Genomic DNA, 12,808 nt, shown 5'->3' with positions numbered 1-12,808 from the left:
ATCGGATCATCCTAAAGCGATTTGACGATATCCTCGCACATTTTCTTCGCATCGGACAACAGCATCATGGTCTGATCCATGTAAAATACTTCATTGTCGACGCCGGCATAGCCGACTCCGCCCATCGAGCGCTTGATGAAGAAGATCGTCTTGGCTTTGTCGACATCGAAAACCGGCATGCCGTAAATCGGTGATCCCTTATCGGTTTTGGCCGCCGGATTGACCACGTCATTGGCGCCGATGACAAAAGCGACATCGGCTTGCGCAAACTCGCTATTGATATCTTCCAGCTCGAACACCTCGTCATAAGGCACATTGGCTTCGGCGAGCAGCACATTCATATGGCCCGGCATCCGTCCCGCCACAGGGTGGATGGCATATTTGACGCTGACGCCTTCTTCTTTGAGCATATCACCCATTTCCCGCAAAGCATGCTGAGCCTGTGCCACCGCCATGCCGTAACCAGGCACGATGATGACATTTTCCGCTTGCTTCATCATATATGCCGCGTCTTCGGCGCTGCCGCGTTTCCATGGCCGATCGATCTTCTCTGCCCCTTCTGATGGCCCACTGTCGGCACCGAAGCCGCCAGCGATGACGCTGATGAAGCTGCGGTTCATAGCCTTACACATGATGTAAGAGAGGATCGCACCAGAGGAACCGACCAGCGCACCGGTAATGATCATGGCAGTGTTACCCAGCGTAAAGCCCATGGCCGCTGCTGCCCAACCGGAATAGCTGTTCAGCATCGACACCACGACCGGCATATCCGCGCCGCCAATGGGGATGATCAGCAGGAAGCCGATAACAAAGGCCAGCGCGACAATGATCCAAAAGACCATCGCTGTCTCGACAGTTGGCAGGACCGCGAAATAGGCGGTCAGGCCGATGATACCCGCGAGCACGCCGAGATTGATGACATGGCGGCCGGGCAGCATGATCGGCGCTCCGGACATATTGCCGTTGAGTTTCAGGAAAGCGATAACCGAACCAGAGAAGGTAATCGCGCCAATGGCAACGCCCAAGCCCAGTTCGATCCGGCTGACGACCAGTATCTCGCCCGCTGAGTCGAGAATATTGAACGCCCCGGGATTGAGATAGGCGGCAATACCGACCAGCACCGCTGCCATACCAACAAGACTGTGAAAAGCCGCAACAAGCTGCGGCATATCGGTCATGGGAATACGTCGGGCAATGATGAAACCAATCGCGCCACCAATGGCTATCGCAACACCGATTTCTGGCAAGCTGGCAATGTCATGGGTGACCAGTGTTGTGACCACGGCGATCAGCATGCCGATCATGCCAAAACGATTGCCGCGTCGACTGGATTCCGGCGAGGACAGACCGCGCAGAGCGAGAATGAACAGGACGCCAGAGATTAGATAGGCCACGGCGACCCATGGATTAACCGCTTCGCCCGATGCCGCCATCGCTGGCGTCGCGAAAAATAGCGCCGCTGCGCCCCCCAATAATGCGCGCATTATTTGCGCTCCTTTTTCTTGTACATTGCGAGCATCCGCTCGGTCACGGCAAAGCCGCCAAATATGTTCACGCTGGCCAGAACAACACCCACCAGCCCCAGCCATTTCGCGGTCTGACCACCATCAGCCTGCGATCCCGCAGCAGCCGCTATCAAGGCCCCGACAATGATCACCGAGCTAATCGCATTGGTCACCGCCATAAGCGGCGTATGAAGCGCCGGCGTCACTGACCAGACCACATAATAGCCCACAAAACAGGCCATCACGAAAATTGAGAGAATTGATATAAAGTCCATTTTTTTGCCCTTAGCTCGCCAGAAGGCGCTCGTTCACAACTTTGCCGTCTTTGGTCAGACGGATGCCAATCGTCACTTCATCATCATCCGGAAGGACGGGCCGCTTGGCCTCTTCATCCCAATAGGCGCTGAGGAAATTATAGAGGTTGCGGGCAAACAATGCGGAGCTATCCGCAGCCAAGGTCGAGGGCATATTGTTCGCACCGTAAATCTTTACGCCATGCTTTTCTACAACCTTGCCGGCGACAGCGCCCTCGACATTACCGCCTTGTTCTGCGGCCAGATCGACAATCACGCTGCCGGCACGCATCGTGGCAATCTGGGCGTCACTGATCAGTCGCGGTGCCGGGCGTCCCGGGATTAACGCGGTGGTGATCACGATGTCCTGTTTGGCGATATGCTTGGATACCAGTTCAGCCTGCGCCTTTTGATATTCCTCGCTCATTTCGGTGGCATAGCCGCCGGTGCCTTCGCCTTCGATGCCTGCGACATCTTCGACAAAAATAGGTTTGGCGCCAAGCGATTGAATTTGTTCCTTGGTTGCAGCCCGTACATCGGTTGCTGAAACCTGTGCGCCCAGCCGACGCGCCGTCGCAATGGCCTGCAGACCGGCGACACCGACACCCATGACAAAGCATTTTGCCGCCGACACCGTGCCAGCAGCGGTCATCATCATCGGAAAAGCACGGCCATAATGGGAACCGGCTTCGATCACTGCTTTGTAACCGGACAAGTTCGATTGTGAGGACAAGATATCCATCGACTGCGCGCGGGTGATCCGCGGCATGAATTCCATAGCCAGAGCATCAATGCCCAGCGCGGCATATTCATCAACTCGCGCCCGCTCCCCAAATGGGTTGAGGCTGGCCACCAGCCATGCGCCCTTTCTCATACCCTTCAGCGATTTTGGTTCCGGACCCTGCACGCCCAGCACAATATCGGCATCTTTCAACACCGCCGCGCGCGTGCCAATGCTGGCCCCTTGTGCTTCATAGTCCGCATCCGCAATCGATGCAGACAGACCAGCCCCTTCTTCCACCGCCATGGTGGCGCCCAGTGCCGTGAACTTCTTTACCGTTTCCGGGGAAGCACTAACCCGCTGCTCACCGTCGGCGAGTTCTTTCAATACCGCAATTTTCAAGGATTATTCCAATCAGCTGACAATGAGGATGATGACCAATATCGTAACCAGAGCTGTGATGATCGATCCGATCTTCAGCCAGGACAAAAAGCGGCCGTAATTCTCTTCTGCCGATTTCATATTGTTATCAGAAGCCATGGTTCCTCCAAATATTCGAATAAAGATTGTCGCTGCTCTAACCATATATATCGTATCGCTCAAGGCCCCGCGGCGTGATTTATCCTAATAAGAGTGATAGAAAATATCAGCCCTTCTTAATCCGGTCTTTACCCCTCGTTGCTACATTATTGGTTCATTCTGGCACATATGGGATAAAAATGGCTCAAAACGGCACAAAATTGCTGATGTTAATCGACGATGAGCCGGCACAATGCCGGTTGATCTCCGCCCTTGCATCGCGGGCCGGCTATCGCACCATCTTTGCGCGTGACGCCGAAACCGCGATCGCGACATTGGGTACACAAGATGGCATGATGCTTGATGCGATCATTCTTGATCATTGGGTGCCAGGCCCAGAAGCCACCGAACTGATTGCCGAACTCAAATCCCGTCGACCGGCCCTGCCAATCTTGATGCTTACTGCCGTTGGTTCAGTGACCGAAGCCGTAAATGCGGTTCGGGCTGGTGCAACCGATTATCTCATCAAGCCCGTGGCGCCGGAGCAGATGCTGCAAGCGCTCACAACGGCGGTTGAAAGCTCAAAGGAGGTTGGTGAATTACAGCCGCTGACCGAAAAAATTTCTGCACCACTGGAGTTTGAAGAAATTGTTGGTGCAGCTCCTGCCTTTCGTGCGGCCTTGGCTATTGCCGCCAAAGCGGCGCGGGCCCGGGTTCCTGTCCTGATTGAGGGCGAAGGCGGTGTTGGCAAAGAAGTGATTGCCGACGCCATTCACGCTGCGAGTCCGCGTTCCAAACTGCCCATGCTGAAAATCAACTGTGGTGCGATTACGGGAAATTTGCTCGATTCGATTCTCTTCGGTCATGAAAAAGGTGCGTTTACTGGCGCATTTGACCGGAAAATTGGTTTGCTGCAGCAAGCCGAAGGCGGGACAATCTTCCTCGATGAGGTGGACCGGATACCAGCCGAGACTCAAGTTCGCCTGCTGCGCTTCCTGAAAACATCAGAAATTCAGCCTTTGGGCAGCCCGAACAGCTTTCAGATTGATGTACGGATCATTGCGGCCACAAACCGTACTCTTGATCAGGAGGTCAAAAAGGAACGGTTCCGCGAAGATCTCTATTACCGGATGAATGTCGTTCAATTGACTATTCCACCTTTGCGTGATCGCACCGGTGACATACCGGCACTGGCGCGTCATTTTCTGTCGCGCCTTGCGCTCCAGCCCGGTCTGCGCAGCCTTGGTATTACTGATGAAGCGCTCAACCTGCTGCGCAGTTATCAATGGCCAGGCAATGTCCGTCAGTTGCAAAGCGTTTTGTTCAGAGCGGCTGTAATGTGTGACCGCGATGCACTGACCTGCGATGAGTTTCCTCAGATCGCTTCCTTTGTAGCGGAATCTGGAGATGAGCATCACCATGTGGCCAGTAGCCCCGAAGGTATTGGAATCACGCTATATAGTGAAGACGGTAACCTTCGACCGCTTGAAGAGATTGAAGCCGATGTCATTCGCTTGGCAATCGGCCATTATCGCGGCCGGATGACAGAGGTCGCGCGCCGGCTCGGCATTGGCCGTTCGACTCTTTACCGCAAACTGGCAGATCTGGGAATCGATAACGCGGCCTGATCTTCCCAGTTGATGTTTAGGGCTTCACTCCCTAAGTCTACCATCTATGACAAACATGCGACCTTCATTCTCGATTTCTGCAGCTCTTTCTGCTGTTCTGATTCTTTCTTCCTGCGGCAAACAAGAGGCCGTTGGTGACGTGCCGTCGAGTGAAGAACTGGCCGAGCAAGCAGATGCTGCCAGTAAGGCTATTCGCGACGAAGAGGCTGCGGCCAATGCAGACGGCGACGCACCGGTTATAGATAGCGCCGAGATGACCAGCTACGCCAATGCTCTTCGGGGATTTTCGATCATGGTTCCGAAAGATTGGGCAGCTGATGAAACGGCCAGCGACGACAATGGCCGTGTGTTTGACGACGCGCAATCAAAGGCAAAGCTTACTGCTGGCTGGATCGAAAATCGGGAAGATGCTGATCTTGCCGCAGCTGTAACCGAGCTTGAAAATGCCGGTGAAGCTATGACCGGTGACTATGTGAACGAAAATGAATATCGGGCATCCGGTCTTATTGAAGAAGGCACCAAAACTGCGCAACGCATCCTTCGCAAACCAGATGGAACAATGATCAAAGCGGCAATCACCTACCCGGTGGATAGCGCCGAAACCATTGATCCACTGGCAAAGCAGATTTTGGATAGTCTGACACTGCAATAGCCACCATCTGGTCAGTCCATTGATGAATGGACTTATTGCTAGCGGTCTAGTTTTGCATCGAGGAACCCTGGAACTGGGCCATTCCAGCCATCATCACCTTCATTGACTTTGTCTTCAGTCGGGCTTTGTTTTCTTAATTTGGCATCTTTCTTCGCGGTTTTTTCCGGACGCTTTTGAGCGGCCATCTGTTGGTCATCAGAAGGTTGCTTTTTGGGCTTGTGGCTCTTTGGCTTGTCAGCAATCGGTTTTTTGCTGCCCTGCTTTTTCTCAGGCTTGACCGACTTGCTGTCCCGCACTGGAAGTTTCATGCCGGTAAGTTTTTGAATGCTATCAACATGTTCATCATCACGATTGGTGACAAATGTAATAGCAACACCAGTCGCACCCGCCCGGCCCGTACGACCGATCCGGTGGATATAGTCATCGGGATGCCAGGGAATGTCGTAATTCACCACATGACTGACGCCCTTGATGTCCAGCCCCCGGGCTGCGACATCGGAGGCGCACAAGATATTGATCTCGCCGGATTTAAAGCGGTCGAGCTCTGCAAGGCGAGAGCTTTGGTCCATATCGCCATGAATCTGCCCAGCATCAAAACCATCCTTGCGCATTTGCTGGCAAAGATCGCGCACTTCGGTTTTGCGGTTGCAAAAGATAATCGCGGTATCGACACCCTCATTGTCTAATATGCCATAGAGTAGTTTGCGCTTTGCCTTAGGCGCGACATGGATAATTGATTGGTCAATAGATGTGTTGGCAGTTGCTGGCCGCGATACCTCAACAGATTTCGGATTGTTGAGAAACTGATCAGACAGTTTCTTGATTGGCGGCGGCATCGTAGCGGAGAACAACATGGTCTGCCGGGTTGTCGGCAGTTTTGAACAGATCTGCTCGATATCCGGAATGAAGCCCATATCAAGCATGCGATCTGCTTCGTCGATCACGAGCAGTTCACAGCCGGACATCAAGATGCGGCCACGCTCAAAAAGATCCATCAACCGGCCCGGTGTTGCGATCAATACATCGACACCTTTTTCCAGTGCCTTGATCTGATCGCCCATTGATACACCGCCGATCAAAAGCGCCATGCTCAAATTATGATTCTTGCCATATTTCTCAAAATTCTCAGCGACTTGAGCCGCCAGTTCCCGTGTCGGTTCCAGAATTAGGGAGCGCGGCATTCTGGCCCTGGAGCGCCCATGCGCCAGAATGTCGATCATGGGCAAGACAAAGCTTGCCGTCTTACCGGTTCCGGTCTGTGCAATGCCGATAATGTCCTTCATCATCAGCACGGGAGGTATGGCCTGCGCCTGAATGGGCGTGGGCTCATCATAGCCGGCATCTGCTACGGCTTTCAACAATTCATCAGAGAGGCCGAGGTCGGCGAATTTCATAGTGTTTCCGGAAAATTACGGTGCATTTACGCACAATCAACAAGCTTGTAAAAGCTTTACCGGGGGATGGTGCGAAACGCCGCTTTTGTCAAGCTATCTGGAACTATCAGATCGTTAGACGGGAATAGTCACTCCGGAACCAAAAGTCGAAATCTGTCAATCTCGCATTTGGAGCCTGTCCGGGAATGTAAAACATCCCTGTCGGTGCAGATTTTGCCGTCACTCGATTTTTCCATGTAGAATCCGGAATAGAAGCTACGCGCCTGGCATTTTTTTTTCAGGCGCGCGCGGATTTGTTTGCGGTCCCTAGTCACCAGATCCAGATACCGTTCCCCAAATCTCTGGACTCCCAATATGCTTCGCATCGGAAGGCATTTGCCAATTTTCTTTTGCTTATAAGTTGTTGGCCGAGATGAACGGGCAATATCCGCCATCGCTGAAGCCATTAACGGTCGGCGACGTGGTACCCGGATAATGACCCGTTTTTCGATCCGCACTTGTGCAAATCGTTGTCCAGCGGGGGCAACAAAAAAACCCTCGGTCTTGTCGGGAATACCGGTTTCGGGCAGCTCTGAGGCGACCGGTGCCGCCAACAGCAATGATGCATAGAGTGTAAGACTCACCGAAAACCCCTAGTTATCATCATCATGCCTATAACGGTGCAGATTGAACAATTGATGAACTATCTTTTCTACTCATTTCTTGGCCTTTGGTAGCAATGCCGCTATATTCTGGAAAGTCCCTTAAATTCTGGAGCATATGATGTCGGAAATGGCCGATTGGTTAAAGAGCATGGCTGAAATTGTCGGGCCAAAGGGTTTTACCAGCGCGCCTGACGATATGGAACCTTGGCTGACTGATTGGCGTGGTCGCTATACTGGAAAGGCGCTTGCCCTCCTTTCACCAGCCAGCACCAAGGAAGTTTCAGAAATAGTCAAAGTCGCTCATGCCCATGCGATTTCGCTCGTTCCTCAGGGTGGTAATAGCGGAATGGTCGGAGGTGCTACACCTAATCCAGAAGGCGAATCTGTTCTGCTCTCGCTGCGCCGAATGAACCGAATCCGCGAGATCGCATCTGGAGATCAACTGGCGGTCTGCGATGCCGGCGTCATCCTCCAGAATTTTCACGAGGCACTAGACGAGCATGGCCAACGTTTCCCACTGACGCTGGGCGGCAAGGGATCGGCGACCATTGGCGGCCTTGTATCAACCAATGCCGGTGGCACTCAGGTTTTGCGGCACGGCACGATGCGGGCACTGGTTGCTGGGCTGGAAGCGGTATTGCCTGATGGTAGCATCTATAATGGATTGTCGGCGCTCAAAAAAGACAATCGTGGTTATGATCTTAAACAGCTGCTTATTGGTGGAGAGGGAACGCTGGGTATCGTGACTGGCGCGACGCTCAAAACGGTTCCGGCTTTGATTGACCGCTGTGTAGCTTGGGCTGGCGTGGCTTCTCCGCAAGCGGCCCACCAGCTGTTCAAGTTTCTTTGCTCCCGTGAAAATCAATCATTGGAAGGCTTTGAAATCATTCCGAGGACCTGCCTGGACTCGGTGTTAAAACATATTCCTGATACGCGCCCGCCATTGGAACAGGGGGCGCCATGGAATGTCTTGGTTGAATTTGTGCGCGACCAACCCGGTGCGGCTGATCCACGTGAAGTGGTTGAATCATTGCTAACCGAGGCGATTGAAAAAGATCTTATTAGCGACGCTGCGATTGCTGAGAACGAAAACCACGCCGAGGCATTCTGGAAAATCCGTGATTCGATTTCTGAAGCAGAACGAACTGATGGTCCGGCGCTGCAACATGATATCAGTGTACCGGTGGCGCAAATGGCAGATTTTATAACTGAGGCCGGTGCGCAGATTGAAACCGCATTCTCGGGCACAAAAGTAGCGGCTTTTGGCCATATGGGAGACGGCAATGTCCATTTTCATGTGAAGGCACCTGACGACGTGACCACCGGCCCTGAAGGGGTGAAATGGATGCTGCAGTCTTCTCAGACAGTTTCACCAATGGTTCATGATCTCGTCGTGGCAACAGGTGGTTCTATTTCTGCCGAACATGGCATAGGTCAATCTAAGCGCGACGAGCTGGCGCGCCTTTCCGGCGATGCTCGGACTTTGACGCTGCGCGCAATAAAGCAAGCGATTGATCCGCAAAATATAATGAATCCGGGCAAACTAGTTCCGCTTGCGTCTGCAACGCCAGCCTCTTAAAGCAGCCCCAACAGACAAGTTTACAGTAATCTATTTTGGAGAAAAATTATGGCCAGCGCGCCGCAAGCTCAAGCTCTTCCTATGTTCTACAAGGATTTGGTTCCGCTCAATTCTAAAGAACATGGAGGCTGGAAAGTCAAAGGGCTGGATGATGCGTCCTTTATGCAAGAACAGCACGCGATTCCCTTGACAGTTGATGAGTTTTCCAATGCCGCCCGCAACTATCCCATTGTCTTCTCAGTGGGTGAAAATAGCGTTCCTCTGATCTTGATGGGGCTGAACGAAGGTGTGAACACGTTCATGGGTGAAGATGGCCGTTTCAACCAACCTGCCTACGTTCCTGCTTATGTGCGCCGCTATCCATTCATGCTCGCAAAATTGCGGCCTGATGCCGACGAGCTATCGCTCTGCTTTGATCCTACAACAGGAGCCATCGGAGATTATAAAGATGGCGAGGCGCTTTTTGACAAAGACCAGCCTAGCGAAAAGACCAAGAGTATCCTGGAGTTTTGTGAACAATTTGAACAGGCTGGTCAACGTACTGGCCAGTTTGTCGAGGAACTGAAGAAACTGGATCTGTTGATGGATGGTGAAGTTGCTATCCAGCAGACCGGCGTTGAAAAGCCGTTCGTCTATCGCGGTTTTCAGATGGTCAATGAGGAAAAGCTTCGGGACATGCGCGGCGATGAACTGCGCAAAATTAACCAGAACGGCATGTTGCCTCTAATCTATGCGCATCTTTTCTCGCTCCAGATCATGCGTGAGGTCTTCGCGAAGCAAGTTGAAGCAGGTAAGGTGCCCCAGGTAACTGAGGCTCCAACTGTCTAAATGGCGCTATCAGGCCTTTGAGAATATTTGTGATCCAGTGAAGTAAACTATCGTTTTATTAGGCGCTTCACTGGATCATTGGATTTATAAGATCCTTTTTTCGAAAGCATCAACTGGTCCCTGAGGACTTGATCGGGTCCAATTATCTCACTTCTATTTGGGGTGGCTTTCCCGATAACACAGAATCGGACCAATAATTTCGTGATTGGGTCTTGCAACTCGTTGCACAAGAGACCACATTACGAGTCGTACAGGTTCACATCCCCCGATTGGATCTGTACCGGCATTCTTTGAATGCCACCTCCCTGAACCTTGGCCACCTCGCCGTAATGGCGGGGTGGTTTTTTTTAGCTTTGCTATAACTGTCGTTTACTCGGCGGCAGTGAGCAGAAACTGCTTGTCTATCTGTCCGGCCAATCGTGAAGCCAGATTAGCAATGTGGCCGGCCATCTCCGGTAACCGGCAACCGGGTTCCTGCAGTGATTCATCCAGATAATAGCGGCGGCTGACTTCCAACTGCAGGGCATGAATATCTTTCTCGACCTTGCTGTGGCGCTCCAAAATATATCCGCCGGCGTAAGGATGGTTTAGCCGTGCCTGGACTCCAGATTGCTGAAAGAAGGACATGGAAAGCTCTGAGTAGCGTGAGCCCGCACTGCGACCAAATCGATCGCCGATAACGATATCGGCATTTCCTTGATCTTCATCCAATGGCGGCATGCTGTGCAGATCCAATAAAATGGCACAGCCGAATTTAAGGCGCATCCGCTCTAATATTCCGGCAATGCTGTCATGATAGGGTTCATGACAGCTATTCAGACGGTGATCTATGTCTTTCCATTGCCACTTTTTCCTCCACAAGCTGCCAACACCGTGCAAGCGGCTGGGCACGACGCCCAGACCTCCGCGAACCTTCCTGCTGGGTGCAGGTACTTGAGATGTGGTCAAATCAACGATCATATCAGCATCAATTTCTGATCGATTGCGGTTCAAATCTACCCATGCCCGAGGCCGGTGAGCAATAATTGCCGGAAAACCGCAAGCGATAGCCGTGCTGGCGAGGCGATCGGCATACCGATCTTCCAACCGCAAAAGATGCGCCGCAGATACGGCTAGATTCTCCATTATTTGATCGGGATATACTCGCCCTGCATGCGGGACGCTGATCAGGAGCGGAAATTGCAGGTTGTTGATATTATAGGAGGAAAAAGGACCACCGAGAGCCTCAATATCGCTCAAACTATCGATATTTTGATTGGTCATTATGTTCTCACTCGTTCCTTTTCCCAATATCGCATAAAAAGAGCTCACAGAACCAAAATATTAAGAGATTTGCTCCTATAGTTAAGTTTAGGCATAAACGCTTTAGTTTTTGAAGACTATAACGACAGGGAATGGCCCGAAAATGATAAGAATTCTTCTTGCGGAAGATGAACAGGCTATGCGTGAACATCTGACGCGCGCGTTGCAAAAATCTAATTATGATGTCGTCGCGGTCGATCGCGGGACAGCAGCTTTGCCCTATCTCGAAGCAGAGAAATTTGATCTATTGCTGACCGATATTGTCATGCCAGAGATGGATGGTATCGAGTTGGCTCAGCATTGCGCCAAAGTATCTCCTGATACGCAAGTCATGTTCATTACAGGATTTTCTGGTGTGACCTTGCGTGCCGGTGAATCGGTACCGAAGGCAAAAATTCTCTCAAAGCCGTTCCATTTGAAGGATCTCGTTCTTGAAGTGCAACGGCTATTTGAACCAGATAGTATCGGTGAACTGAATTAAGTCTTGCACCCTGTCTAGGGGGTAGCTAGACGGCCTGCAGCGTGGGCGTATAGCTCAGTGGTAGAGCACTTCGTTGACATCGAAGGGGTCGGGAGTTCAACTCTCTCTACGCCCACCATTTTTCTTAATCATGTATCAGAAAATGCACCATAGTCAGGCAGCGAGCGCGATATGCGCTGCGAGATCTCGGCTGGGTGAACGACCATGCCACGCCGTATATGCCCGGGTGAAGGCACTCAATTCACTATAACCCAATTTGGTCGCAATTTCCGAAAGGGAACGTGTGCCTTCAAGGAAATAGAGCTGACAGGTATCGCGGCGTACTTGTTCCAATATCTGCCGGAAGGAGGCACCTTCCGCAACGAGCTTGCGCCGTAGAGTTCGTTCGGCCATTCCGAAGGTGGCCGCAGCCGCGTCAAGACCGAGTCCTGATTTGTCTAGCAAATGAAACAGGTAATTATAGCTCAGTTTAGCCAATGGAACCGATTTTTCCCCATTAATCTGAAACTGGGCGAACTGTTGTCCTGCAGTCCGCACAACCGCCGCATTGCGGAAAGGATTGGGCAGATCGACAAGGCTCTGATGAAATTCCAGACAGGTATCTGGTTGATTGAAAAAACATGATAATTTGGGTGCACGATATTCTGTACTGATCAAACTGTCGTAGTTTTTCCCTCCCCTGTTGCGGAAACATGCAGCCTTAATCACCGGGGGTCCGCCCCGCGTTATCGTCTGAGCAACATGACACAGGATTGAAAAAACCACAGCAACCAGTTCGTCGGCCGCATCTGATTCGCGATCCCAGGTCAAACGGCATTGATGACCAAGCTCCTGCCAATTGAGAAGCGGTCTATGCATACCGAAATCAAGTGCCGCTGCAGCAGCCTGCAGTACATCTCTCAAAGTTGGTCCAAACATTGCTGCATGACTAAAATCTGAGAAACCGGAGGGCATCATTTCCCTGCCAATATCGGACAATATGGTATCGCTGCCAAGTTCCTGAGCTGTCGTGTGACACAAGACACTGACGGCGTTGCTCCCAAATCTCGTTCGCGGATCACGCAGTTCTGATTCGGCAAGGCCCAATGCTTCCAGCAGAACAGGTTTCCGCGCACCAATCTCCAGGCAACTGCGAAAGAGTCGATTGAGAAACTGTGATGAAACACTTATATTGTCGTAACTTGTTTGCCCCATCGATACAGCTAGGGCCAGGATATCTGTAAGCTCAATGCTCTTTCGACCAAAATGTAAATTTGACGATC

The 12,808-nt window shown here is 51.8% G+C and carries 13 protein-coding genes and 1 tRNA gene; 6 read left to right on the top strand and 8 right to left on the bottom strand.

Annotated features, from left to right (window positions below; all coding sequences use genetic code 11):
• Positions 1-11: 11 nt before the first annotated feature.
• Genes DG177_RS09145 through DG177_RS09130 form a run of 4 tightly spaced genes read right to left on the bottom strand, consistent with a single transcriptional unit; the run spans position 12 to position 3,059 of the window.
• Entirely contained in the window at positions 12-1,433 is a 1,422-nt protein-coding gene (locus DG177_RS09145; RefSeq protein ID WP_108812892.1) for an NAD(P)(+) transhydrogenase (Re/Si-specific) subunit beta, read from the bottom strand.
• Positions 1,434-1,483: 50 nt separating this feature from the next.
• A complete protein-coding gene (locus DG177_RS09140) occupies positions 1,484-1,780 on the bottom strand; it encodes an NAD(P) transhydrogenase subunit alpha (protein ID WP_066743604.1) in 297 nt (98 codons plus the stop codon).
• Positions 1,781-1,790: 10 nt separating this feature from the next.
• Positions 1,791-2,921 (bottom strand): Re/Si-specific NAD(P)(+) transhydrogenase subunit alpha, encoded by a 1,131-nt coding sequence (locus DG177_RS09135; RefSeq protein WP_108811194.1) that lies wholly within the window; start codon positions 2,919-2,921, stop codon positions 1,791-1,793.
• Positions 2,922-2,933: 12 nt separating this feature from the next.
• Entirely contained in the window at positions 2,934-3,059 is a 126-nt protein-coding gene (locus DG177_RS09130; RefSeq protein WP_108811193.1) for an aa3-type cytochrome c oxidase subunit IV, read from the bottom strand.
• Positions 3,060-3,238: 179 nt separating this feature from the next.
• On the opposite strand from DG177_RS09130, the gene DG177_RS09125 reads away from it, so the two are divergent.
• Positions 3,239-4,666 (top strand): sigma 54-interacting transcriptional regulator, encoded by a 1,428-nt coding sequence (locus tag DG177_RS09125; protein WP_108811192.1) that lies wholly within the window; start codon positions 3,239-3,241, stop codon positions 4,664-4,666.
• A gap of 46 nt (positions 4,667-4,712) precedes the next feature.
• Positions 4,713-5,318, top strand: a complete 606-nt coding sequence (locus DG177_RS09120) for a hypothetical protein (RefSeq protein ID WP_337658677.1) — start codon at positions 4,713-4,715, stop codon at positions 5,316-5,318.
• A gap of 38 nt (positions 5,319-5,356) precedes the next feature.
• On the opposite strand, the gene DG177_RS09115 is transcribed toward DG177_RS09120, so the two are convergent.
• Positions 5,357-6,712, bottom strand: coding sequence for a DEAD/DEAH box helicase (locus tag DG177_RS09115; protein ID WP_108811190.1), 1,356 nt, complete (start codon positions 6,710-6,712; stop codon positions 5,357-5,359).
• 128 nt (positions 6,713-6,840) lie between these two features.
• Positions 6,841-7,335 carry a hypothetical protein gene (locus tag DG177_RS09110; protein WP_108811189.1) on the bottom strand — a complete coding sequence of 165 codons (495 nt, stop codon included), beginning with the start codon at positions 7,333-7,335 and terminating at the stop codon, positions 6,841-6,843.
• Positions 7,336-7,483: 148 nt separating this feature from the next.
• Here DG177_RS09110 and DG177_RS09105 point away from each other — a divergent pair, with 148 nt between their 5' ends.
• Positions 7,484-8,935 carry an FAD-binding oxidoreductase gene (locus DG177_RS09105; protein ID WP_337658676.1) on the top strand — a complete coding sequence of 484 codons (1,452 nt, stop codon included), beginning with the start codon at positions 7,484-7,486 and terminating at the stop codon, positions 8,933-8,935.
• Between the two features lie 48 nt (positions 8,936-8,983).
• Positions 8,984-9,763, top strand: a complete 780-nt coding sequence (locus DG177_RS09100; RefSeq protein ID WP_108811187.1) for a SapC family protein — start codon at positions 8,984-8,986, stop codon at positions 9,761-9,763.
• A gap of 369 nt (positions 9,764-10,132) precedes the next feature.
• Here the strand turns inward: DG177_RS09100 and DG177_RS09095 are convergent, their stop codons facing one another.
• Entirely contained in the window at positions 10,133-11,026 is an 894-nt protein-coding gene (locus DG177_RS09095) for an N-formylglutamate amidohydrolase (RefSeq protein WP_108811186.1), read from the bottom strand.
• A gap of 142 nt (positions 11,027-11,168) precedes the next feature.
• Between DG177_RS09095 and DG177_RS09090 the strand changes: the two genes are divergently transcribed.
• Both DG177_RS09090 and DG177_RS09085 read left to right on the top strand, forming a co-directional pair.
• On the top strand, positions 11,169-11,546 hold the full coding sequence (locus DG177_RS09090; RefSeq protein WP_108811185.1) for a response regulator: 378 nt from the start codon (positions 11,169-11,171) through the stop codon (positions 11,544-11,546).
• A 43-nt stretch (positions 11,547-11,589) separates the two neighbouring features.
• Positions 11,590-11,664: transfer RNA gene (locus DG177_RS09085), tRNA-Val, on the top strand.
• A gap of 35 nt (positions 11,665-11,699) precedes the next feature.
• Here the strand turns inward: DG177_RS09085 and DG177_RS09080 are convergent.
• Positions 11,700-12,740, bottom strand: a complete 1,041-nt coding sequence (locus DG177_RS09080) for a helix-turn-helix domain-containing protein (RefSeq protein WP_108811184.1) — start codon at positions 12,738-12,740, stop codon at positions 11,700-11,702.
• Positions 12,741-12,808: the final 68 nt, after the last annotated feature.

The organism is Sphingorhabdus sp. Alg231-15 (assembly GCF_900149705.1).
GTDB lineage: Bacteria > Pseudomonadota > Alphaproteobacteria > Sphingomonadales > Sphingomonadaceae > Parasphingorhabdus.
This window is presented reverse-complemented; position numbering and strand designations above follow the sequence as displayed.